This window comes from Zhongshania sp. R06B22 (genome assembly GCF_040892595.1).
Classification (GTDB): domain Bacteria; phylum Pseudomonadota; class Gammaproteobacteria; order Pseudomonadales; family Spongiibacteraceae; genus Spongiibacter; species Spongiibacter arctica.
Genome location: NZ_JBFRYB010000001.1, coordinates 603601 through 628421, shown reverse-complemented (window position 1 = coordinate 628421; position 24821 = coordinate 603601). Strand labels below are relative to the sequence as shown.

Annotated in this window: 21 protein-coding genes; 4 read left to right on the top strand and 17 right to left on the bottom strand. The window is 46.0% G+C overall.

Annotated elements, in window-relative coordinates:
* Nucleotides 1-238: 238 nt before the first annotated feature.
* From fcl to AB4875_RS02780, 17 genes are all read right to left on the bottom strand, one after another.
* Complete coding sequence (gene fcl, locus AB4875_RS02860; protein ID WP_368374534.1) at nucleotides 239-1198, bottom strand: GDP-L-fucose synthase; 960 nt, start codon at nucleotides 1196-1198, stop codon at nucleotides 239-241.
* Between the two features lie 15 nt (nucleotides 1199-1213).
* Nucleotides 1214-2332, bottom strand: coding sequence for a GDP-mannose 4,6-dehydratase (gene gmd / locus AB4875_RS02855; RefSeq protein ID WP_368374533.1), 1119 nt, complete (start codon nucleotides 2330-2332; stop codon nucleotides 1214-1216).
* 1051 nt (nucleotides 2333-3383) lie between these two features.
* Nucleotides 3384-4535 carry an integrase core domain-containing protein gene (locus AB4875_RS02850; RefSeq protein ID WP_368374532.1) on the bottom strand — a complete coding sequence of 384 codons (1152 nt, stop codon included), beginning with the start codon at nucleotides 4533-4535 and terminating at the stop codon, nucleotides 3384-3386.
* Between the two features lie 321 nt (nucleotides 4536-4856).
* Nucleotides 4857-6278 carry a mannose-1-phosphate guanylyltransferase/mannose-6-phosphate isomerase gene (locus tag AB4875_RS02845; protein WP_368374531.1) on the bottom strand — a complete coding sequence of 474 codons (1422 nt, stop codon included), beginning with the start codon at nucleotides 6276-6278 and terminating at the stop codon, nucleotides 4857-4859.
* Between the two features lie 50 nt (nucleotides 6279-6328).
* The gene (locus tag AB4875_RS02840) at nucleotides 6329-7630 is read right to left on the bottom strand and encodes an oligosaccharide flippase family protein (protein WP_368374530.1); all 1302 of its coding nucleotides are present in this window, start codon (nucleotides 7628-7630) and stop codon (nucleotides 6329-6331) included.
* A 125-nt stretch (nucleotides 7631-7755) separates the two neighbouring features.
* The gene (locus AB4875_RS02835; protein WP_368374529.1) at nucleotides 7756-8667 is read right to left on the bottom strand and encodes a glycosyltransferase family 2 protein; all 912 of its coding nucleotides are present in this window, start codon (nucleotides 8665-8667) and stop codon (nucleotides 7756-7758) included.
* Between the two features lie 20 nt (nucleotides 8668-8687).
* The gene (gene rfbD / locus AB4875_RS02830) at nucleotides 8688-9611 is read right to left on the bottom strand and encodes a dTDP-4-dehydrorhamnose reductase (protein ID WP_368374528.1); all 924 of its coding nucleotides are present in this window, start codon (nucleotides 9609-9611) and stop codon (nucleotides 8688-8690) included.
* A complete protein-coding gene (gene rfbC, locus AB4875_RS02825) occupies nucleotides 9608-10147 on the bottom strand; it encodes a dTDP-4-dehydrorhamnose 3,5-epimerase (protein ID WP_368374527.1) in 540 nt (179 codons plus the stop codon). Before rfbC ends, rfbD begins: the two co-directional genes overlap by 4 nt.
* A gap of 14 nt (nucleotides 10148-10161) precedes the next feature.
* The gene (gene rfbA, locus AB4875_RS02820) at nucleotides 10162-11046 is read right to left on the bottom strand and encodes a glucose-1-phosphate thymidylyltransferase RfbA (protein WP_368374526.1); all 885 of its coding nucleotides are present in this window, start codon (nucleotides 11044-11046) and stop codon (nucleotides 10162-10164) included.
* A 551-nt stretch (nucleotides 11047-11597) separates the two neighbouring features.
* Nucleotides 11598-11786: a hypothetical protein gene (locus AB4875_RS02815; protein ID WP_368374525.1), complete on the bottom strand. Its 189-nt coding sequence runs from the start codon at nucleotides 11784-11786 to the stop codon at nucleotides 11598-11600.
* A gap of 242 nt (nucleotides 11787-12028) precedes the next feature.
* The gene (rfbB, locus tag AB4875_RS02810) at nucleotides 12029-13105 is read right to left on the bottom strand and encodes a dTDP-glucose 4,6-dehydratase (protein ID WP_368374524.1); all 1077 of its coding nucleotides are present in this window, start codon (nucleotides 13103-13105) and stop codon (nucleotides 12029-12031) included.
* Nucleotides 13102-13998, bottom strand: a complete 897-nt coding sequence (locus AB4875_RS02805; RefSeq protein WP_368374523.1) for an NAD-dependent epimerase/dehydratase family protein — start codon at nucleotides 13996-13998, stop codon at nucleotides 13102-13104. The genes rfbB and AB4875_RS02805 overlap by 4 nt, the downstream gene beginning before the upstream one ends.
* A complete protein-coding gene (locus tag AB4875_RS02800; RefSeq protein ID WP_368374522.1) occupies nucleotides 13995-15077 on the bottom strand; it encodes a glycosyltransferase family protein in 1083 nt (360 codons plus the stop codon). Before AB4875_RS02800 ends, AB4875_RS02805 begins: the two co-directional genes overlap by 4 nt.
* Entirely contained in the window at nucleotides 15034-16257 is a 1224-nt protein-coding gene (locus AB4875_RS02795; RefSeq protein WP_368374521.1) for a hypothetical protein, read from the bottom strand. Before AB4875_RS02795 ends, AB4875_RS02800 begins: the two co-directional genes overlap by 44 nt.
* A gap of 1 nt (nucleotide 16258) precedes the next feature.
* A complete protein-coding gene (locus AB4875_RS02790) occupies nucleotides 16259-16921 on the bottom strand; it encodes an acyltransferase (protein ID WP_368374520.1) in 663 nt (220 codons plus the stop codon).
* Complete coding sequence (locus AB4875_RS02785) at nucleotides 16914-17732, bottom strand: hypothetical protein (protein WP_368374519.1); 819 nt, start codon at nucleotides 17730-17732, stop codon at nucleotides 16914-16916. Before AB4875_RS02785 ends, AB4875_RS02790 begins: the two co-directional genes overlap by 8 nt.
* Before the next feature lie 60 nt (nucleotides 17733-17792).
* The gene (locus tag AB4875_RS02780; protein ID WP_368374518.1) at nucleotides 17793-19175 is read right to left on the bottom strand and encodes an undecaprenyl-phosphate glucose phosphotransferase; all 1383 of its coding nucleotides are present in this window, start codon (nucleotides 19173-19175) and stop codon (nucleotides 17793-17795) included.
* A 683-nt stretch (nucleotides 19176-19858) separates the two neighbouring features.
* Here AB4875_RS02780 and AB4875_RS02775 point away from each other — a divergent pair.
* The 4 genes from AB4875_RS02775 (at nucleotide 19859) to coaD (ending at nucleotide 24816) form a co-directional block, all read left to right on the top strand.
* Complete coding sequence (locus tag AB4875_RS02775) at nucleotides 19859-20020, top strand: hypothetical protein (RefSeq protein ID WP_368374517.1); 162 nt, start codon at nucleotides 19859-19861, stop codon at nucleotides 20018-20020.
* 394 nt (nucleotides 20021-20414) lie between these two features.
* A complete protein-coding gene (locus tag AB4875_RS02770) occupies nucleotides 20415-21551 on the top strand; it encodes a polysaccharide export protein (RefSeq protein WP_368374516.1) in 1137 nt (378 codons plus the stop codon).
* A 92-nt stretch (nucleotides 21552-21643) separates the two neighbouring features.
* Nucleotides 21644-23908 carry a polysaccharide biosynthesis tyrosine autokinase gene (locus AB4875_RS02765; RefSeq protein WP_368374515.1) on the top strand — a complete coding sequence of 755 codons (2265 nt, stop codon included), beginning with the start codon at nucleotides 21644-21646 and terminating at the stop codon, nucleotides 23906-23908.
* Between the two features lie 422 nt (nucleotides 23909-24330).
* Entirely contained in the window at nucleotides 24331-24816 is a 486-nt protein-coding gene (gene coaD, locus AB4875_RS02760) for a pantetheine-phosphate adenylyltransferase (protein ID WP_368374514.1), read from the top strand.
* The last annotated feature ends 5 nt before the right edge of the window (nucleotides 24817-24821 follow it).

Here is a 24821-nt window from a genome sequence, read left to right as displayed (position 1 = left end):
GCTTTCACTGGCATCGAAGCAGCTAGCCAGTATTCCTCGTGAACGTATGAATATCAAGATATGTAACTAAGGATATCTACCTCGGCGCGAAACGCGCCTAAATCCTCGATTATCTAATCCGCGCTCATCACCGCTAGAATCAGGAAACTCGTATCCCCTATAAAAACGGGAATTCGACCCATGGGCTCCCGAATAATCGAAAAGCGTAAAAACTTACAATGACAAGCTAGCCCAGCACTCACAATCGGATATTAGCTTCATTCTTTAAGTACCACTCGTACGTTAAACGAAGCCCCTCTTCGAGAGTAGTTTTCGACTGCCAGCCCATCCCCTTCAAGCGCGAAACATCGACCAACTTACGAGGCGCACCATCAGGCTTTGTTTTATCAAAGATAATCTGGCCCTCAAACCCAACAATATTCGCCACCGTATAAGCTAGCTCTGCGATACTACAGTCAACTCCAGTACCTACATTTATATGCGACAGCGTTGCTTCGGTATTCAATTCATATGATTTTCTATCTAGGTTCATTACAAATAAACTAGCTTGAGCCATATCGTCTACATGCAAGAACTCACGCATTGGTGTACCCGTACCCCAAACAACAACTTCCGCAGCCTGACTTTTCGCCGCACAATGAAAGCGATGCATCATTGCAGGAATAACATGGCTGTTTTCAGCATGAAAATTATCATTCTCACCATAAAGATTAGTCGGCATCACGCTGCGATAATCGACACCATATTGCCGATTATACGATTCGCAAAGCTTAATACCGGCAATCTTCGCTATGGCATAAGGCTCATTAGTCGGCTCTAAAGCACCTGTAAGCAAGGCAGATTCCGACATAGGCTGTTCCGCAAGTTTTGGATAAATACATGAAGAGCCTAAGAACAACAATTTGCGCACACCAGACTTGAATGCTGAATGAATAATATTGCATTCGATCATCAGGTTTTCATAGATAAAATCTGCGGGGTATGTATTGTTCGCTAGGATGCCACCTACTTTTGCGGCGGCTAAATACACCTCATCAATTTCTTGTCCCGCAAAAAATTCTGCTACTGACGACTGTTTTAGCAAATCCAATTCTTGACGATCGCAAGTAATCACATCACAGCCACCAGCAATATTGAGCTGACGCACGATAGCAGAACCAACCATGCCATTATGGCCCGCAACAAAAACACGCCTCACAAAGACGAACTCCTTTTAATTTTCACGAGCTACAGACACATCAAAGCCATGATCTTTTAATAGCGCATCTCGCCTTGCTTTATCAAGATCAGAAGCCACCATTTCAGCGCATATTTGCTCAACTGTAATTTCCGGCACCCAACCTAATTTTTCTTTCGCCTTACTCGGGTCACCCAATAAAGTTTCTACCTCAGCAGGGCGGAAATACCTTGGATCAACACGTACGATAATGTCCCCAACGTTTACACTGGGAGCTAGATCAGAATTCACCGAGACGACGGTCGCTTCTTCATCAAGTCCATTACCAAAAAATTCCAGCTCTATACCAGCCTCTCTGGCAGACATACGAACAAACTCTCGCACCGATATCTGTCGACCCGTTGCTATTACAAAATCGTCAGCCTGCTCTTGCTGAAGCATCATCCACTGCATACGAACATAGTCTTTTGCGTGCCCCCAATCACGGAGCGCATCCATATTACCCAAGTACAAACACTTCTCTAACCCCAGCGCGATATTCGCGACTGCGCGAGTAATTTTTCGCGTTACAAATGTCTCACCACGACGCGGCGACTCATGATTAAACAAAATGCCATTACACGCATACATACCATAAGATTCACGATAATTGACTGTAATCCAGTATGCATAGAGCTTCGCCGCGGCATAAGGCGAGCGCGGATAAAATGGCGTAGTTTCGGTCTGTGGCGTTTCCTGAACTTTGCCATAAAGCTCAGAGGTAGACGCTTGATAAAATCTGACTTTCTTTTCTAGGCCCAATAATCGAATAGCCTCTAGAATACGTAATGTGCCGAGCGCATCAACATCTGCGGTATATTCAGGGCTTTCAAAAGAGACCGCCACATGAGACTGCGCGCCTAGGTTGTAAACCTCATCAGGCTGAACTTCTTTTAAAATCCGAGTAAGGTTTGAAGAGTCCGACAAATCCCCGTAGTGCAATATGAAATTTTTGTCGTTTGTATGTGGATCTTGATATATATGATCAATGCGCTCGGTATTAAACGACGACGCGCGACGCTTAATGCCATGAACTTCATAACCTTTTTCAAGGAGAAACTCAGCCAAGTACGATCCATCCTGCCCTGTTACACCCGTTATTAGCGCGACTTTCACAAAAACCTCTCAAGCTAAATATTTGCTATCTTATCTGGCGACGAAAATATTCGAGAAACTTCTCCTCGTCTAGAATGGTGATCGTCGCGCATCTCGGTGAGTGATCTTTCGGGAGCCCCAAGACCTCAGCTAAAGAATCACTCAATGGCCATAAGCTTTGTTCTAATGCTAGCGCACTTCCTAGATATTTACCGATTAAAATCGATAATAGCCGTATCGATGCCCCACCTATAAGCAAACAGCTCGCATTCTAGCGGCAAAGGTATTCTCACTGCCGGTGTTAGGCGCAATTAGAAGGAAGAATAGGAGTATTATAAACTGGTGGCGAATATCCGCCGTAGTTAACAGTAATAGCCCCAATGAATGAACAGATCGCCAGAGCACCTTAGCGAACCTTACCAATCTCGAATCAAGTAGCCACTGCACTCCCCCAGACAATGTGAGTACGCGAACTGGTAAAATTCAATCTACAGATTCGTAAAATATTGGACGCATTGATGCGTGATTCCCAGAATCGAGCTTAGCCCATCGATATCAGTGGAGTGTCCGCCGCCGAAACAGCAGAGCGACTTCAAATAGACACTAAGCGATTTTCCTTCGGTCATCCGCCTTCATCACGGCATCCTCAATTCGATGGAGGATCCATAAGTCTCAGGCTTTGCGCCGCTATGCAATCGAATAAAACCAAAGGCATTCGTTTCGCTCACATAGATACCCGATCAGGGTCGGGTATGACGGCAATATTCCTTGTCGCCGCCCTTCTGTCATCCTCAACTTGATTGAGGATCCTTAGGCCTCAGGCTTTGCGCCGCTATGCAATCGAATAAAACCGAAGGCATTCGTTTCGCTCACATAGATACCCGATCAGGGTCGGGTATGACAATATTCCTTGTCGCCTCCCTTCTGTCATCCTCAACTCGATTGAGAATCCATAGGCCTCAGGCTTTGCGCCGCTATGCACTCCATTAAAATCAACGACATTCGCTTCGCTGTACAAACACCCACATAGGTTACAGATTAGCCCAGTCACATAGGTAACACATTTTTCATATTAACCGGGTCTTATTATCCGCTTTTCTTGTTCATCCAACACACCTAATTTCAATGTTGATAGGTATACCATCCAACGTCCTTCCTCTACCGGCTCTAAACCAATGTGCTCACCAGCAAGTAGATTCGCCACATAGAGTATTTGTTGTTTCCATTTCATATTGCCATCTGATCGCACTTTTCTTATCTCAAAGTGATCTGGGTAAACAAACTCAATTTCTTGGCCGGCATAGCTTCGAAAAGACTTTTGGTAGTGACTTATCGGCGGGGCATCGTTGAGAGCTTCATGTGGGCGATAGTAATTATAGCTATGTCGATATTTATTAAATGCCCGCTGCTGCGCTGATAGATTTCCTTTAGGAGACACAGCAGCCTTTAAGCTTCGATGAAAACGCTCATGGCGACCATTTTCTTGAGGACACCCAGGTCGTATGCGTTCAGGCATCACTCCTCGCTTCAACAGCCATACACTAAATCGACTCAGCCCACCGATACGAGTAGACGCAAATGGTGAACCATTGTCCGAACGCACGTACTCTGGAAGACCGTATTCCATAAAAAGGCGTTCAAAAGCACTAATAACGGCCCCTGACTTTGTTGAGTACAAGCCTTTACAGTCAAGAAGGTAGCGACTGTAATTATCAAAAACCGTGAGCGGATAACACCGATTCTGGTCACCCATGAGGAAGTCGCCCTTAAAATCGACACTCCAAACACAATTAGAATCGCTTGCATGTGATAGTGGCGCCGTCCTAGCGGGGGACTTGTAATGTCGATGCCCTCTAGGCTTTACGAGACCATGACGAGTAAATATGCTACTAACCGTACTATGAGCTGGCCAGCAAATATTAGGCTGGGTACGCTTTAAATATTCAACAACTTTCCGAGGGCCCCAGTCAGGAAACACATACTTGGTGTCGAGAAGGACTTGAATGACGGCATCGGTAGTCTGGAGCGCCTGCTGATGAGGCGCGCGCGACCTATCACTTAAATCACTCATACCCTCTGTTTTAAGGCGGTCAATCCATTTGTGACCTGTTTTACGACTTATGCCAAAACCACGGCAAAGGGCTGCTATCGTATGTCGACCCGTTAACCATGCATCTAAAAATCGCTGCCTTTCGTTCACGTGGTTAGTCTTCTGCCAAGGCATGATCCACACTCCTTATCACTGAGGAATAAGCAGTGTTACCCATCTGATCAGGCTAATCTGTAACCTATGTGCTCGGTTTGTACCCGCTCACGCGGATACCCGGTCAGGGCCGGGTATGACAATATTCCTTGTCACCTCCCTTCTGTCATCCTCAACTCGATTGAGGATCCATAAGCCTCGAGCCTTGAGCCGCTATGTACTCCATTAAAGCCAAGTGCATTCGCTTCGCTCACATGGGTACCAGATCGGGGTAGGGTATGACGGCCGTACTCCCCGCCCTTTTATTCCGTCATCCTCAGCTTGACTGAGGATCCATATGCCTCAACCCTTAGGCACCCGTCCATACCGATCCTCAAAACGCACTATATCGTCTTCCCCCAAGTACGAGCCCGACTGCACTTCAATCAACTCCAGCGGAATCACACCAGGGTTTTCCAAAGCATGCACAACGCCAACCGGAATATAGGTTGATTGGTTTTCTGTTAGCATTATCTCTTTATCGCCATTAGTAACCTTGGCGGTACCCGACACAACAATCCAATGCTCTGCCCGGTGGTGATGCATTTGTACTGACAATTTCGCGCCCGGCTTTACGGTAATCCGCTTAACCTGATAACGATCACCATTATCAATGGAATCGTAAACACCCCAGGGGCGATATACATGCCGGTGTTGGCTCACCTCGCTACGGCCTTTTGCCTTCAAAGACTCAACAATCTTCTTAACATCCTGAACCTGGTCTTTCGCGGCCACCAATATCGCATCATTGGTTTCAACTACCACAATATTATCCAAACCTACAGTTGCCACCAAACGATGTTCAGCACGGATATAAGAATTAGACGTATTGTGACTCAAGACATCCCCGCTACTCACATTGCCAGCAGCATCTTTATTGCCAATATCCCAAAGAGAAGACCAAGCACCAACATCACTCCAACCAGCAGACAAAGGCACAACCACCGCCTTATCTGTTTTTTCCATTACCGCGTAATCAATAGATTCACCAGGACACGCTTTAAACGCATCAGCATCAACCCGCAAAAAGTCTACGTCACGATTTTTCCCTAAATAAGCCTTTTCACAGGCTTCATATATATCGGGACGAAATGCTTTTAGCTCAGCCAGATACACATCAGCGGCAAACAAGAACATGCCGCTATTCCAATAATAACCGCCATCCTCTAAATAAGACTGAGCAGTTTTAGCGTCAGGCTTTTCTACAAACCGAGAAACCGAAAACGAACCTACACCACACTCATCTCCGCGATGAATATACCCGTAACCTGTATGAGCTGAATCAGGCACAATACCGAAAGTTACAATTTTCCCGCTTTCAGCTTGGACCTTCGCAACGGCAACAGCGTCGTGGAAGGCGGTTACATCCTCAATCACATGATCGGCGGCCATAATTAAGAGTAACGGAGCAGAGGATTCGTCGATAGCCGACTCGAGCGCCTCAAATGCAGAAAGAGCGACTGCCGGAGCTGTATTGCGGCCCACAGGCTCCAATATAATTGAAGTTAAATGGTGTTTAGATTCTTGAGATTGCTGAGCAACAATAAACCGGTGCTCTTCATTACAGATCACTGTGATATCAGAAGCCAAACCATCAGTTCTAGCCAACGTCTCTTGTAGCATGGTGTTTTCTGACGCGACAGAAAGAAACTGCTTAGGAAACAAACCCCTGCTCGATGGCCATAATCGGCTTCCGCTTCCACCCGCCATGACAACTACATTCATAAAATCACCATTGGTAACTTAAAACTCGATATTATTGTAACTTACTCGTTTTATCGCCAAACCGCCAAAGTATTAAAACCCAAGCGCTTCTTAACAAAATAGACGGCAAGTAAATTCTGAGTAGCCACCGCTATTGCTGTACCCGTAGCTGCACCAATGATGCCGAACTGTGCCGTTAAAAACCAAGCCAAAAAAATTGCAGAAAAACCAGAAATAAGCGTTACATTACGCATATCGCGCTCATGCCCCGACATTATAAGGAGAAAACCAACCGAACCGGTAATAGCATTAATAAACTGCCCTACTGCCAAAATCTGCAATAGCACAGCACCTTCCGCAAACTCCGCCCCAAACAAGCCCATTAAAAAGGAAGGAAAAATAAGCATGCCACCAATTACAGGCAAGGCAAATAAACTAATTAATTTAACCGATTTTATCGCCAAATGTTCCAAAGCCAGCATGTCGTTATTGCGATATAAACTAGCAAACCTCGGCGCAACGAACAAATTCACTGCAATCAAAATAAAACTACTTAACATTGCCGTACGCTGCGCAACCGCTAACTGGGCCAAAGCCTCGCTGCTCACATAAGCACCAGCCATAAACTGCCCTGACCACTCCACCATTTGCGACATAATAACCACAATCCAAAGTGGGCCGCAGCTAGCAAACAAATCGCGCCACGAAATGGCTGACTTACGTTCACGCGGCCTATACAGATAAAAAAAGCTAAAACCCACACCGCCTACCAGCAAGGATGCAGAAGCATATAGACCAGCCAACTGTACAGCAGATAAATCAGAAACCAGGTACAAGCTCGCAATAAGCAATAAATTAGCCGCAATATTTAGCACAAAAACAGATGCCAACACTCGTCTCATGCCCTGTAAAGCCATCGCAGAAATAGTCAAAACCGATAGCCCTACAACCCCTAAAGACATATATCTTAAGACGGGATCCAATTCAGGTTTCGAAAAGAGCTGCGTAGCCAGGTATGGCGCACAAAAATATAAAGCCATCGCGCTAAGCGAGCTAACCGACAAAATCAACAGCAATGACTTAAAAATTGCATCCACCGCTAGCTCGGGCGAACCTCCCGTAAAACGCAATACTGTATTATCCAAACCAGTCCGTGAAAAGGCCGAGACTACCACCACGACTGAGAATGCTAAAAAATAATAACCAGATTCTCCCGGACCTAAATTGCGCGCTATAAAAAATGTTGCTGCAAACCCACTTAACGCACCTACAATACGAATAATAAAAGCAAAAAAACTACCTACTATCAGACTCTTGTTATCCTCGTTATCTAGTATTTTTTTTATTTTATAACGAAGCAATAGAATCACCATGGAAGTTAATCAAATTACAAAAAAAATCTCAATTCCGGAGAAAAATTTGTCCATTTTTAAAACGTAATTTCACATGCATCAACTGTCAAAATTTCATTTTTTCAACCGCCACTTTCAAAAAGCGATCAGCGATTCCAATAGCTTTTATACATAGAAAAATTTCGACATTGCTTAACAGAAAACACATGATAATTTCTTCCCATTCTATACCCAATAAATTTAGCTAATGATGCAAGAAGAGAAACCAGCACATAATAGTATTCGGATCTAGACATCAAAAACCGGATTTGTCCCAAAGCAAACTTGACACCCTCACCCTCTACAGAACCCAACTCCTCAAGCATCCACTTCTGTGTTTCATGAAACACACCAATATCAAAATATCTTTTAAATTCTTCCAAAATAGAATAATTATGCGAATGGCGAACTAAAGCATCTGCGACATAGGCGACACTACCACCAGATAACAGTACTTTCGCAGCTATGTAAGAGTCCTCACCTAAAATCAATTTTGAAGGAAACCCCCCGAACCTGCGAAGAACGCTACATCGATACGCAGCAAAAGAATTAGACAAAAACGCTTTACGAAAACCTGACGGATAACTACTTTTCAAGTCAGTCAAATAGCCTTCACAACCATAGCTGTTATTTCTGGCATATATCGCTAACGGATTAGCATTTTTATGTGGAAGCTGCCGCCCAAATGCGGCACCCACATCATCATTGTCAAATGCGCCCAATAAATTTTCCACAGCTCGAGCATCATTTAAAATTGCATCTTGCGTGAGAAAGACAACTATTCCTGTAACCACGAAACCCAACGCAAATGAGCGCGTACCGCCGTGATCAAAATCCTTTTTGTCTATTGTATGTGTTTCAAATCCAGCTGCTCGCGCTAACTCCACAGTATTATCGGTTGAGCTTGAATCAACCACTATGATTTTATCCGGATTAATCGACTGCCCTTGTAAAGCACCAATAACTTCACTCCAAATATCGCCTGCGTTGTAGGTAGGTATTACTACAGTAAAACTCATAAGGTTAGCCTAAATTAAAATTACATCGCCATTCGATTCTTTTGTAATATTGCAAAAGCTAGGCGCCACTCACTAGGCTGCACACCATAATCACCCTCAATCTTTGCCGTACTTAAGACCGAGTACGCCGGACGCTTAGCCGGCGTCGGGTAGGCCTCAGTCGCTATCGCATTGACTGTGGGCAAGCTTTTAAGCACACCTTGCTGGTGAGCTTCTTCAAAAATGGCCATTGCGAAGCCATGCCAGCTTACCGCCTCATCACCTGCATAGTGGTAAACCCCATAGCGGGCTTGCGCCCCGCTTTTGTCTTGCTCTGCCGCGTGTATTTGCTGGGCGATACTAATCAGGGCTTTCGCGATATCACCGGCATAGGTCGGGCAACCAAACTGGTCTGCCACAACGCCCAAGGTGTCACGCTCTTTGGCTAAGCGCAGCATGGTTTTCATAAAGTTATTGCCGTACTCACTAAACACCCACGCAGTACGCAGGATGATGTGCTTGGGGCAATGGCGCTGCACCGCGATTTCGCCATTGAGCTTGGTGTGTCCGTACACACCGCTAGGGTTGGTTTGGTCGGTTTCGACGTAGGGTGTTTGATTGTTGCCGTCAAACACATAGTCCGTTGAAACATGCAGCAAGGGAATATCAAAGCGGCTGCACAACTTGGCCAGCGCCGCAGGGCCGTCTTCGTTAATGCGTTTCGCCAACTCCGGTTCGGATTCAGCTTTGTCTACGGCGGTATAAGCAGCCGCATTAATGATGGCGGTGACGCCTTTATCGGCAACGATTTTTTCCAAAACCACGGTGTCGTTAATATCGGCGTCTTGTCGGCTTAGCAGTGTATGGACTATGCCCTGGGCTTTAAGCTGATCAGCCAAGCATTGACCCAATTGGCCGTTGGCACCGGTTACAAGTAGATGCATATCATTATTAGCTTGGCTCATGCTTCAAATAACTCGGCAAAGGTCGGGGCCTTGCTGTCTTTGTCTGACAGGGTGGGCTTATCCAAGGGCCAAGTAATAGCCATCGCGGGGTCATTCCAAACCAGGCTACCTTCATCGCTGGGATCGTAATAGTCCGTACACTTATATTCAAAATCAGCGGTATCGCTGAGCACCAAAAAGCCATGGGCAAAACCCGGCGGCACCCAGAACTGGCGCTTGTTTTCTTCAGAGAGAAACACGCCTTCCCACAGCCCAAAGCTGGGTGAGCCCTGACGAATGTCTACTGCAACATCATAGACTTCGCCACTCACCACCCGCACTAATTTGCCCTGCGGCTTGGTCTTTTGGAAGTGTAGTCCGCGCAGCACGCCTTTGGCGGAGCGGGAGTGGTTGTCTTGCACAAAGGGCAGCGTTATTCCAGCCTGCTCGCGGTAGCGGTCAGCCTGAAAGGTCTCTAAGAAAAAACCGCGATGATCACCAAACACCTTGGGTTCGATAATCACACAGTCTTTGAGCTTGGTTGGGATAACGTTCATTCTTTGCCTTTATATTATTTGTAGCCAGCGGCAACACGCAGCAGATATTGACCGTAACCGGTTTTCTTTAGAAGCTCGCCCTGTTGTATCAATTCATCGGCGCTCACCCAGCCCTGACGATAGGCTATCTCTTCTAAGCAGGCCACTTTAAGCCCCTGACGGTGCTCAACGGTTTGTACAAACTGCCCTGCATCGATAAGAGAATCGTGGGTGCCGGTGTCTAACCATGCAAAGCCGCGGCCCAGCACTTCCACGTTTAGGTCGCCACGATGGAGGTAGGCGAGATTGATATCGGTGATTTCTAGCTCGCCACGGGGACTGGGTTTAATGCTACGAGCGATCTCAATCACGTCATTATCGTAAAAATACAGACCCGTTACCGCGTAGGCAGACTTTGGTTTGGCCGGCTTCTCTTCGATGCTGATCGCTTTACCGTCATCACCAAACTCCACTACCCCAAAGCGCTCCGGGTCGGTCACATGGTAACCAAACACGGTGGCACCTGTGTCCTTGGAAACAGCGCTTTTGAGATTATCTGAGAAGTGCTGGCCGTAGAATATATTATCACCCAGCACCAAGCTGACATTGTCATTGCCAATAAAGTCGGCGCCAATGGTGAATGCCTGTGCCAGCCCATCGGGGCTAGGCTGCTCTTCGTAGCAGATATTAATACCGAACCTACTACCGTCGCCTAATAGGCGCTGAAAGCCAGGCAAATCAGTTGGCGTAGAAATAACCAAAATATCCCGAATACCTGACAACATCAGCACTGACAAGGGATAGTAAATCATCGGCTTATCGTAGATCGGCAGCAACTGCTTGGAAACGCCCATAGTGATCGGATGAAGCCGAGTGCCGGAGCCGCCCGCGAGAATAATGCCTTTGTATTTCTTGCTCATTCGATATCCCTAAAATTCAATTAACGTGCCTAGCATTCTTGTTGTACAAACGCATTCGCTGCGCTCACATGGATACCCGATCGGGGTCGGGTATGACGTACTTTTTACATCACTCTCAGCGAAGCCTCTCGTCATTCCCACTAAGCCTACCGTGATCCCCACAAGCCTACCGTCATCCCCAACACCCCCCTCATCCCCAACTTGATTGGGGATCCACATACCTCAGGCTTTAAGCAACACCGCGCGTCGTAAAAACCAAAAGCATTCGCTGCGCTCATTTGGATACCCGATCGGGGTCGGGTATGACATACTTTTTACATCACTCCCGGTGAAGGCTACCGTCATCCCCAACACACTCCGTCTTCCCTAACGCCCCCTCATCCCCAACTCGATTGGGGATCCACATACATCAGGCTTTAAGCAACACCGCGCGTCGTAAAAACCAAAAGCATTCGCTGCGCTCATTTGGATACCCGATCGGGGTCGGGTATGACGTACTTTTTTACATCACTCTCAGCGAAGCCTCTCCTCATCCCCCACTAAGCCTACTGTCATCCCCGCAAGCCTACCGTCATCCCAGTGAAGCCTACCGTCATCCCCGCGAAACCTACCGTCATCCCAGTAAAGCCTCCCGTCATCCCCAACGCCCCTGTCATCCCCAACTCGATTGAGGATCCACATACCTCAGGCTTTAAGCAACACCGCGCGTCGTAAAAACCAAAAGCATTCGCTGCGCTCATTTGGATACCCGATCGGGGTCGGGTATGACGTACTTTTTACATCACTCCCAGCGAAGCCTCTCGTCATTCCCACTAAGCCTACCGTCATCCCCGCAAGCCTACCGTCATCCCCAACTTGATTGGGGATCCACATACCTCAGGCTTTAAGCAACACCGCGCGTCGTAAAAACCAAAAGCATTCGCTGCGCTCATTTGGATACCCGATCGGGGTCGGGTATGACGTACTTTAGATCACCCAATCATTATTCGTCCGCACCACCAATCCGATCCAATTTGTAATCCCCAGATAGTACCCGCTGCCACCATTGTGGATTGTCGAGATACCATTGCACGGTTTTACGAATGCCCGACTCAAAGGTTTCCTGCGGTGTCCAGCCCAGCTCGTGCTGTATCTTGCTAGCGTCGATGGCATAGCGAGCGTCGTGGCCGGGACGGTCTTTCACAAAGGTGATTAAGTCTTTGAAGCCTTTACCACTGGCGCGGGAATTTTCGTTCTCTGATGCCAACTCTTCCAGCAAGTCGCAGATGGTGTGTACCACCTCAATATTGCGCTTCTCATTGTGGCCACCGATATTGTAGGTCTCGCCCAACTTGCCTTCGGTAACGACTTTATAGAGCGCGCGAGCATGGTCCTCCACATACAACCAATCACGAATCTGACTGCCATCGCCATACACCGGCAGGGGCTTGCCGTGCAGGGCATTCAAAATAATGTGGGGGACAAGCTTTTCGGGGAAATGGTAGGGGCCATAATTGTTTGAACAATTGGTAACAACAATCGGCAAGCCGAAGGTGCGACCCCAAGCCCTAACCAAATGATCTGACCCTGCCTTACTGGCCGAATAGGGTGAGCTAGGTTCGTAGGACGTGGTTTCGGTAAACAGATCAGTGGTGCCGTGCAGATCGCCGTAAACTTCATCGGTGGAGATATGATGAAAACGAAAATTTGCTTTCTTGTCTCCGCTCAAACTATGCCAATAGCTGCGAGCAACTTCGAGCATATTGTATGTGCCGACAATATTGGTCTGAATGAAATCACCGGGACCATCAATTGAACGATCAACGTGACTCTCTGCCGCGAGGTGCATGATTAAGTCAGGCTGATGTTCAGTAAAGACGGCACTTAAAGCAGCAAAATCGCAGATATCGACTTGGGCAAACGCGTAACGACCACTGCCTTCCGCGCCGGGTATGGACTCTAAATTACCTGCGTAGGTCAGGGCATCAACATTGATCACCGACGCGTCAGTATCTTCGAGAATATGTCGGACGACCGCACTACCTATAAAGCCGGCACCGCCGGTGACTAATACCTTCACAAAAATTCTCCCAAAAAATTCTTTTTAACCTCAAATATTTTACACATAGAGCTTACAACATCGATCTTAGACCGCCACTTAGTCACCCTATAAAGCTTATCAATATCCAGAGCGCTGGACGTAAAGGGGAAATCCGAAAAGTCCCGACACTCACTAAATAAACTTATTAACTCGTATATTTCAACTGCATTCAACGCACGCCCACTTCCAACGTCATAGCAACTATATCCACTGAAGCTGTCGGCAAAGGACAAAACAGACACTACTGCATCAGCAACATCTGAAACATCGATGTAATCTTTCCGTACCTCAAAATCTCCTATAAAAACTGGGCTTAAATTATGAAGCACCAGCTCACTAAATGAATTTACGACACCGAAGCCTTCTTTATTGTGAAAACCGACTGGATTGGAAATTCTTAACGAAACAAAAGAACAATGAAGGCTCTGACTCAAGGCCTGCATGTAAACTTCTACACTTGTTTTAGTAGCACCATATGCCGAATCAACTGGAAAGCGAACAACTCTACTAACACCTGACTCATATATAGCTCCAGCGCTCGAAGCAAAAACAACCATCTTCAGTTCCGCGCTTTCCAAGGCCTTAATCAGTTTCATAAATGGCAGCAGCGCATTTTCAATCTCGTCGATCTCCTTGCCAATCGACGAGCGAGGATGCGAGCTTCCAACTAGATTAATAAGGATATGCGGAGAATAAGCTAGAACTTGTTTATTACAATATGCGTCTTTCCAATCGCATTTAATTGAACGAAGACCATCGTGCACCACTCCTGTTCTCGACAAAGCCATGATTTCGTAGCTCTCAAAATCTACTAGGCGACTAATTAGCGCCGCACCAACAAATCCGCTAGCTCCAGCCACTAAAACTCTCATAGCACCTCACCGATTATATCGGCAAGCTTCTTCTCGGCTTGCTCTGCATTAACAGCAACATTACAGAATTTAAGTATGTCTAGCATGTCCAAAATGCCGCTCGCCAGAAAATCACTCGATGACGGATCGCACTTCACCACAGCCCCCTTGCCATTCAAGTATGAGTACTTCGAACAAACCAATGGAATACCATTATTCAAACAATAAAGCTCAATTAACGACGTAACCTCAAACCAGCTGGCTGTTACTACAAAATAAGACGTTGCCAACAAATCATAGAACGCTTCCTTCTCCAACCCATTTATGCTTCTGCAATTATCCGAAAGTGACAAAATCCGATTAAACTCGTTAACATACTCAGGTTCAGATTTCGTCCCCACCCCAACAAAAACAAATTCAAAATTGGGAAATTTTCGAGCAACATCCAAGATCAAAATTTGATTCTTTCTACACTCGATCCTACCAGGCACCAATATTCTATTGTCAACAGGGCATCGTTTGCGAGGAAGTGAATCGTCCACATGAGCCACAACGTGCGAGCGAAGCGGAACCGCCATATCTTTCTCTATCTGCGAATGCTCCAATTGAGATGATACTAAAAGCGCATCAGCGTGTTGCAGCAACTCAATTTGAGCCCGCTTAACTGGGACAAACCCGATAAACGTACGATATCGGAGCAACGAAAAAAACACCCGCAGAACCCATAGAAACTCTTCATAAATTACTGGCGAATACCTAGCAACGCGAGCCACAAGCCGCTTCCAACCGCTCACACCTTGCTTTAGATATGCCTCAATACCATCATGCGGATGATGCAGCGTATAGAAAATAAACTTCACAGACTCCTGCTTGCACCGCCGAAGCGTCAAGCAAGCCTGAACAGGCCTATCCAAATTACATCCGAGTACCGCATCAAAATCAGAAATAATGTGTCGAGGCGGTACCCCATAGTACTCGGAAACCAAGTATTTCTTTGACAACTCTCGACCAAAAGCCTGTAACAGGCTTATATCACCACCGTACTTCTCAACGCCGTCAGAGCGATGAACCACCAATATCTTTTTGGCGTTCTTTTTCATATGAATACATCACCCCCAACAACAACCAAAACATCACATTAGCCTTTAATGCGTAAACCACATCAATGAAAATTGCAGAGACAAAGAAAACCCCCACAAAACATAGTAGATAATAATTCGATCGACGATAAAACGTAAGAACCTTATAGACAAAAAGCAAATACAATCCTAATCCCATAAAACCGGTCGTCAAAAAAATTCGCAAAAATGATCCATCTAAAGCGTCACCAAAAAAACTTGGTCCCAGCCCGAATATCTGAAAGTAAAATGGGTAACTATTGAAAACCGACAATGCAAGAGCCCACCGAGAGAATCTAGATATTGCCGATGCTTCATCACCAAGCTCAGACAGTCCGCTTTTTATATATTTCGCGTCAAAGTCCGAATATTGTGTCTGTGACAACGCCATTTCAGGCGCAACTGACAGAATTGAAAAATCAAAATTAACCAACGAAAAAAGCCTATCGAAAAATGCAGTTCCGACACCATAAAAAAAGCTCGCAAGTACAAAAATGACCCCTACTACAAAAACAACGAAAGGCGCAATTCGGTTACGTCGAATCTCCGACAAAAAAAGCAGTGCCAACAAAGCCAAAAAGACAGCGACTACGGTTATTCTCGAACCAGTTGACCAAAGAATGAAAATCGAGATTGCAACATAAAAATACTTTTTTTCCCAAATAAAAAAGAAAAGCGGCGCTGATATAATAACAGCAAGCTCCCATGGTCCGCCCGTACTCCCAACCTGACGCTCGACCACGTTATACAAAGTGCCGAAACTTAAATAACCAAATTTTTGTAATAGAACAATAGCAAATTGATACAAAACAAAGAGTTTCAGCATGCGTGAGAATGTACGCAACCCGACATACCTTCCTATGCTAAATATAAACATATACTCAAGATGCCGAAGCGAATAAAGCAGTGACGTTAGAAAACTTACCCCGGTACCCGCAAGAGATGAAATAAATCCCGATATCGCTCCCAATAGAACAAATACGCTAATCAGCTTTATAAACACGGGAGCATCTACAACTCCTGTTAAATACACAAAAAATATAATATATACCAATATTATGGCGTCATCCATGCGCAAACCGGAATCATAAAATCCGTCCAAAGGGTACTTAAAAGAAAACAACAACAAGGCTGCTGCTAAAATTGATACCTTTGACAGCACACTAAACCCTGCACTTCAGTAGTCGCGCGGGATTACCAACTATCACCGCGCCTGCCGGAAAGGATTTTGTAACAACAGAGCCTGCACCAACAACAACCCCATTACCAAGCTCCACCCCATCTAAAATAATGGCGCCATTCCCAATCCAACAATCTTCGCCAATTACAATACCTTTTCGACTAACACCTTGACCGTATATTTCAACGCCACCTGAATAATTATGATTCTCCGCGATAAAGCTAACAGAAGCGCCTATTTGACATCGAGCACCAATAACCAAATCCCCCGCAGCACCAAGGTTTGCCCTAGGCCCGATATATGTGTTTTCACCGATATAAATACTGCCACCTGGATTGCTCAACGAGCTAGTGAGCTGCATCCAGCAAAACTCTCTAATTGTGACATTATCTTCAATCAGGACCCCTCCTAGCGACAGAAAATTCAGAACCGAATAATCACCTATATAGACACAAGCCCCAAGCTTTGCATTGTTCGCGTGAAAAATTCTGACCCCCGCCCCCATAAAAAAAGGAAACCGCCGAGACAAAAAAGGTGACGCGATTAAACCCCTTAAAAAGCTAAAAACACCTTTTGACAAAAGGTACTCCACAAAATCCAATCTTGAAACTTTGCTGTTTCTTATCTTTGCTATTATTTTATACACTTTTATAACCAAATGATTTCATTAACGGGTAAAGCAAGTAATAGGCAGTTTTTTTTTGCCAGGTAGTTAAACCACTCTTCCATTCGACATCGATTTTTATTTCCTTTAACCCACCCGTAAACCTCCTAGGGTTCCCTGAAATGGAATGCAGGCTAACCACAGAATCTAGCGGACCACTCTGACCAACGGTCATAGCGCTAAGGTCCTCATATTTAACGAGCTCAACATACTCACGATATTTGATATAAACAAAACCTGAAACTAAAACATTTAAGAACCACTTACCCAGCGACGAGAAATATCCAAATTTCGGCATCATCCTGTCCTCAGACGCAGTTGCTTCAGGCCGCGCAACCGATTTACCGCACGACCATGCCACACCCCTGGGATCTCGAACAACCCAATAGATACGCTCAAATGGGAATGAACGCACACCAGCTCCAGCTGCTAAAAAATAAACCCTAGCAGGCATTTTTGAAGAGTCGACAAACTTGCCATGCTCTTCTAAAATCGAATATAACTCGTAATTATATTTCTGATATAACTTCAGCTTATTGCGGTAAACACCCAGTTTTATTAAAATCAGATTCCACAAAAAATATTTTGTTGACTCGAACTGCCTAGTAATAGACGCCATCTCAGAATGATCCCAATAAGCCATCTTACTAATTACCGGAGCCCAAAAACTGCAGTCACAGGCGCTCACACCACACGAACATAGCTCATTTTTCAGACAGCCTCGATCTGGGAAATATTTAACCTCTCCAAAGGAATTCACACCATCCCTTTTGACAAGTATTGATTCGAACACAGTTGAGCCACTCCTACCGTATCCCATTACATATATACTGCCCACAATCACACCCCACCATTAAACTGCACTTTCGTGCATAAACCCTTTTAAAAACGTCATAAATATAATCTTCATATCCAACCATACTGACCAGTTATTGATATAATACAAATCACATTCAATTCGTTTAGAAAGATCCGTATCACCGCGCCACCCATTAACTTGCGCCCAACCGGTAATACCCGCCTTAACCATATGCTTTTGCATATAGCCGTCAACGTCATGCTTGAACTCATGCACAAATTGAGTTCGCTCTGGTCGCGGCCCGACGATCGACATATCTCCGAACAATACATTTAAAAACTGCGGCAATTCGTCAAGGCTTGTCTTTCGGATAAATTGGCCGAATTTATTCGTTGCTTTTGCTCCGGCATTCCCCCACTGAATACCGTCTTTCTCGGTATCCACCGGCATTGATCTAAATTTGTACATCATGAACGGCTTACCTGCCAAGCTCACTCGTTCTTGGCGATAAAAAACAGGCCCGTTAGAGAATAGTTTCACCCCAATCGCAAGCGCTATCATAACCGGGCTAATTGCTAAAAGAATTAACGCGGCGAGAACCCTGTCCTCAATTGCTTTCACCGCCCTATTCATACCTGTCATTGGTGAGATTTGAAGGTTAATAACGGGCATGTCTGCAATTTGCGCAATAGAATTATTGATCAATCGGAATCCATCTATCCCTGGAATTAGACGAACATCTTGGGTTGCAAAACGTAGTTCGGCCAATATTTGATTTATCTCTTTCTCTCTGGAGAGAGGCATTGCAATCCAAATTTGGTCGACCGCTTCATCCGAGTCGTCTAAAAATTTATAGATTTCATGGAAGCCGCCTAAGCGATGCTCACCTTTTATCTCACCCTCCCCAAAATACCCACGAACATTAAAGCCCGCCCACTCGGCATTCCTTAGATTCTTGATCGTACTCGTAGCCAATCCGTTATCACCAACAACAACCACATGCGTTTTATTTCTTCCCCTCTTGCGCATCCCAATTAGAATCTCTCTGACGAACCCTCTCACTAGAATTATTCCAAATAGACCCGACAAAAACCAAGCCGAAAAAAAGTCTAAGCGTGAGGGATCTCCGTTCTTGGTGAAATAGAGTACGAATGCCAAGACAATAAAGTTGAACGTCCAAGCCTGGGCGGCATTTAACAACTCCTTCCCGGCGCTTTCCCCGCGCCATGCCCGGTAAAGCCCAAAAGAGGGGTACAACCACAAAGCTATGAGCACACTCATAGCGACACTTAAACCCAAGAAATTATTCAAACTCAAGCTTTGGTATATAAGCCCGTGAGAAAAATACGCTGTCAATGGAATAACTGCGAGATCGCCTATTCGATGAAGCAGCGCTAAACGTAATTTAGACTCTGAAATAAAAGGTTTATTTTGCATCACACGCACCGACACTATTAGCTCTAGCTTGCCCAAACAACAAACGCGGATTTTCAGGATGAAGGGAGCTGCTATTATAAACAACCTCAAATAAGGGCTCCTTATAATAGAAAAATATGCTGCCAAATTTAACACAACCGCTCATAGCATCTCCCTCGCTTAGGAATCTGGTCTTTTACTATAGATAGAAAGCGGGCAATCCTTTGACGACCTTCTGCATGTTTCGAACTATTGGCTCAAAAACTTCATACCAGCCGAACGTTAACATTCAAGGCATTAAAGTTTAGTGGCAAAACAGAGTTTTGCACTAAATCTGACTCACTGTTCGCACCAAGCGCGCAATTCTGCGCCAATTAGGGGCGAATTCCAAGTACTGCCCCGCGCATTTGATCGTGAATAAGTCATTTTAAAGCACATTATGCTTGGCCTATGTTACAGGTAGGCATTTGTTGCAGTAGGTATCAAATTGGATCGTAGTAACTCATCTGGCTGTAGTTACAGCAATTAATAGGCCAAGGTTTTGATGGGCTAACGTTAATAGTTGGTTTTCTTGAGCATTGAGCAGTTAGAAGGACATAGGGCATTCGCTTCGCTCACATGGATCCCCGATCGGAGTCGGGGATGACGGTATTTAAAGAGGTCGGCGTGACCTACTTAGCACCCCCAGCCTGACTAGGGCTGGAATGACGGCTTTTAAAAAGCCCCGGGATGGCAATGCGGAGACTGATGGCTTTGAGCCTTTAAAGACCAAGGGCATTCGCTGCGCTCACGTGGATCCCCGATCGGGGTCGGGGATGACGGCATTTAAGGAGGTCGGCGCGACCTACTTAGCACCCCCAGCCTGACTGGGGCTGGAATAACGGTACTTGAAGAGACCCGGGATGACGGGCCTTAACGGGAATCCACGCATTAATCTCAAAAAACTTAAGGCAAGCGACGAAAAGGCGTAATAATGCTTGATTGCCACATTTTCGATGTTAGGGTGGCCCGTTTTGTGCTGTATTGCACTAAAAGAGCGCTGGTAGGAATTAGGCTATGTCGATATGATTAGCGCCCTTGAGTCGGATCTGTATACAAATTCAAAGAAATGCTTCAAGGATGGTAAACTATGCCGCGACATAAAACAGGGATGGGGTGTTATAGACATCGCCCGCTCGTTAAATTACTTAAAGGCTCGCTTGTTTCAACGATCGCCTTTGTTAACTGCTCAACAATGACTGTTGTAATGGATTTTTCTGCATGAATATAATCAAAGCCTCAGCGTTAGCGGTGTTAATCGCTACTACCTCTGCCTGCACTATTATTCCGGGCAGCAGTATGAACTCTTTTAATTCAAGATGGTTTGATGACACTCCAGAGAATTACACTCCGGCAACGACAGTAACAAGCTACATACCGATAAATGCCACCGTTCTAAGCCATTTGAATACCTTTGCACCGCAGAAACCATCGCTAAACTTAGCCTTGCAAGATGCCCTAACAAATTACGAATACCGTATTGGGCCCGGTGACGTGCTGACCATTACAGTATGGGAACACCCTGAGCTAACGATTCCGGCGGGTTCATTTAGAACGGCCGCAGAAGGCGGTAACGAGGTTAAAGCAGACGGCACCGTGTTTTATCCCTATGCAGGCAACTTTGCTGTCGCTGGCTTAACGACCAATGAAGTTAAGACTTTACTGGAAAACAGGCTTAGCTCAGTAATCAAGAAACCCCAACTAGATGTGCGCGTTGCCTCTTTTAACAGCCAAATGGTTTATGTCAGCGGTTCTGTTATGCAGCCGGGAATTATTCCAATAACAGCTGTACCACTCACGCTGTTAGACGCTATTGAACGCCTTGGCGGTTTGACCGACACCGCGGCTTGGGGCTCTATTACACTTACCCGCAACGGTATAGCTAGCAACATATCATTACGCTCCTTATATGAAGATGGTCGCTGGGAAGAGAACTTATTGCTGCAAAATGGCGATTTAATTCATGTGCCACGCAATGACGCCGAAAAGATTTTTGTTTTGGGTGAAGTTAATCGGCCGCAAAGCTTAAATATGTCTCGCAACGGTACTAGCTTGGCGGAGGCTCTAGCTGATGCAAACGGCATAAACGAGAACCGCGCCGATGGCCGCGGCATTTACGTTTTGCGGAATGCGGGAATCAGTAAAGACACTGAAGGGCTGCCGGTTTATCAGGCCACTATCTATCATTTGAATGCTTCGTCTGCCGTTGGCTTTATGTTGGCCGACAAATTTCCGCTTGAAGCTCGCGACGTAGTTTACGTGTCACCCGCGCCAATTACACGCTGGAATCGCTTTTTAAGCCAATTATTGCCCTCAATTCTCGCTACCGACCGAATTGGAGATATTGAAAGTAACTAAGCATTTGCCACTGCGGCTCCGCAGTTGCGCGTTTTAACACATTCAGCAGGAATGACCTGTCGCTAACGACAACATTTTCGGTATTAGATTTTATGACAACAGCAGCGCAAAGTAATACACCAGATCGAGTAAGTCCAAGGCAGCAACAAGATGACGAAATAGACTTACTCGCGCTATTCGGCACTTTGTGGAATCAAAAACTGATTATTGCCGCCAGCACCGCCATATTTATGGTTATTGGTGTGAGCTATGCTTTGCTGGCTACCCCGGTATACCGTGCTAATGCGATTGTCCAAGTAGAAGAAAAGTCGCCCAGCCTGCCCGGCATGAGCGATGTAACTGAAATGTTTGGCGGTGAATCTGCAGCGGTAACTGAAATTGAACTACTCAAAAGCCGCAAGGTGATTGGTACGGCAGTTGATGACCTACATTTAGATATTTTAGTTGAGCCCAACTATTTCCCGATTATTGGTCAGGCCATTGCTCGCCGTTTCACCCCCGAAGAAGAGGAGTTCAATGCGCCTTTCTTAGGATTGGGTAGTTATGCTTGGGGCGGCGAAGACATTAACGTCACTGAGTTCAATGTTCCCGCGTCATTCTTCAATGAAGTACATACCCTGATTGCCAGTGGTAATGGCAGTTACACTTTAGTCTCACCCGATGGCGATGAAATTTTAAGTGGCCAAGAAGGCGTTACGGCAACAGCCTCTGGTTATTCACTATACGTCGGCTCGCTGAAGGCTCGGGAGGGCACTGAGTTTGCGCTCAGCCGTCAGCGTCGCTTGAGCGCGATCATTGCGCTTCAGGAATCACTTGGTGCCTCTGAGCGGGGCAAGGACTCCGGCATAATCGCCTTGTCGCTTGAAGACACCACGCCCAGCCATGCAGAAGATATACTAAATGTGGTGGCCAAAACCTATCTTCGTCAAAATGTAGAACGTCAATCTGCTGAAGCGGCAAAAAGTCTAGATTTTTTGACCGAGCAATTGCCCACCATCAAAAAAGATTTGGAAGAGGCCGAACGTAAATTTAACGCCTATCAGGTTAAAGCGGGCTCTGTGAACATCAGCGCAGAAGCTGAAGCCTTGCTTGAACAAGTTGTTGAAATTGAATCTGGTATTGCTGAACTTCAGCTTAAAAAGGCCGAACTAGACCGCCTATACACCCGCGACCACCCAGCCTACCAAGCATGGCGCGAGCAAATGGCTGAGCAGCGATCAAGAAAAGAAGAGTTCAGCGAGCGCATAAAAGGCTTACCTGCCACTCAGCAAGAATTACTAGGTTTAAAGCGCGACCTAGAAGTGGGCACAGAAATTTACACCCAAATGCTCAACAATATTCAAGAGTTGGATATTGTTCGTGCCGGCACAGTGGGTAACGTGCGTATTATCGATGACGCGGCGGTGAATGTTGAAGAACCCGTCAAACCTAAGAAAGCCTTAATTGTCGTTATTGCTACGCTATTAGGTGGATTTTTAGGTGTGGCCTTGGTGCTTGTGCGCGCAGCGCTGAATAGAGGCATTGAAAACCCAGACGACCTAGAGGCAATTGGTTTACCCGTTTACGCATCTATTCCACTGTCTGACGAACAACGTAAATTAGACTTTGGTGGCCGCCGGTCCGCGAAAAATCTAAGAAAAGTAAAGAACCAACACCCCACTGCCTTACTGGCGCATCGCAATCCTACCGACATTACTATTGAGGCACTGCGCAGCCTGCGCACCAGCTTGCACTTCGCCATGCTGGAAGCCAGTAACAACATCATGATGATTTCTGGCCCAAGCCCCAACGTGGGTAAATCGTTTGTGTCGGGTAACTTAGCTGCGGTTATAGCACAGGCCGGCCAACGCGTGCTGCTAATCGATATGGACTTACGCAAAGGCTATATGCACAAAATGTTTGATATGGGCCCAGAGGATGGCGTATCTGATGTTTTGGCTAAGCGCGTAGACTTAGAAAAAGCGATTAGACCCACCAAAATAAATGAGCTATTTATATTGCCCCGCGGCGCTATTCCGCCCAATCCCTCTGAGCTATTGATGAGCAAGGGTTTAAGCGAGCTGTTCGAAACAGTCCGAGATCAGTACGATTTAATTATTGTTGATACTCCGCCAATTATGGCGGTAACCGATGCTGCGATTGTAGGCCGCCAGTGTGGCGTAACCATGATTGTTGCACGCTTTGGTTTGAACCCGATTAAAGAGCTGGAAGTGACCAAGCAGCGCTTTGAGCAAAATGGTATTACGGTCAAAGGCGTTGTGTTGAATGCCGTTGAACGTCGTGCTGCCGGTTATGGCTATGGTTACGGCTATGGTTATGGCTATTACCAATACGAATATAAGTCTGATAAGTCTTAAGCTCTTTCTTAACGGATACCTGGCCTGGCTGGGTATCCGTTGATATTTCTTGTTGCTTCTTCCTGCCAGCACTTCCTGCTTTTTCTTACCAATAAAACAAGACGCATTACTCTGCTACGTCATCGCCAATTTGATTCGGAACCTATAGTCATTGGGCTCTGTGCCGGAACGTACCTCGGTAAAGTCAAAGGCATTCGCTTCGCTCACGTGGATCCCCGATCGGGGTCGGGGATGACGAGGTTTTAATTTAGTATGGTGAGACTCGGGGATTAAGGGGGTTGTAAATTAGTGCTGCGTGAACCGCCATGACGGAGTCTTTAATTCCGTCGCAATATTAGGCATATCGCGTCCCAATCAGTATCACCTTGTTACCTCCGTCTATATTCGCTACCATTTCCGACCCACAGACCCAGCGGTGTTTTATGAAGCGTATTGTTTATCCTGGCACGTTTGACCCTATCACACGCGGACATATTGATTTGGTAGAGCGTGCTTGCCAGCTGTTTGATACCGTTGTTATTGGGGTTGCCAATAGTGAGAAAAAACAGCCTATGTTCGCACTGAAAGAGCGGATGGATTTGTGTGCTGAGGCCCTAGCCCATGTACCGAATATTGAGGTCTGCAGCTTCACTGGCTTGACGGTTGAATTAGCCAAGGCGCAGAACTGTAAAATTATATTGCGAGGCGTTCGCACCGTGGCCGATTACGAGTATGAATTGCAACTCGCTAATATGAACCGCTCACTCGCTCCCGGTATTGAAACGGTGTTCCTCACTCCCGGCGAATCCCTTTCTTATGTTTCTTCCTCGCTGCTGCGCGAAATTGCTAGCATGGGCGGTGATGTCTCACGCTTTGTGCCAGATAACGTCAGCAAGGCGCTGAACGCCCGCTTCCCGCCGCGCAAATGAGTATG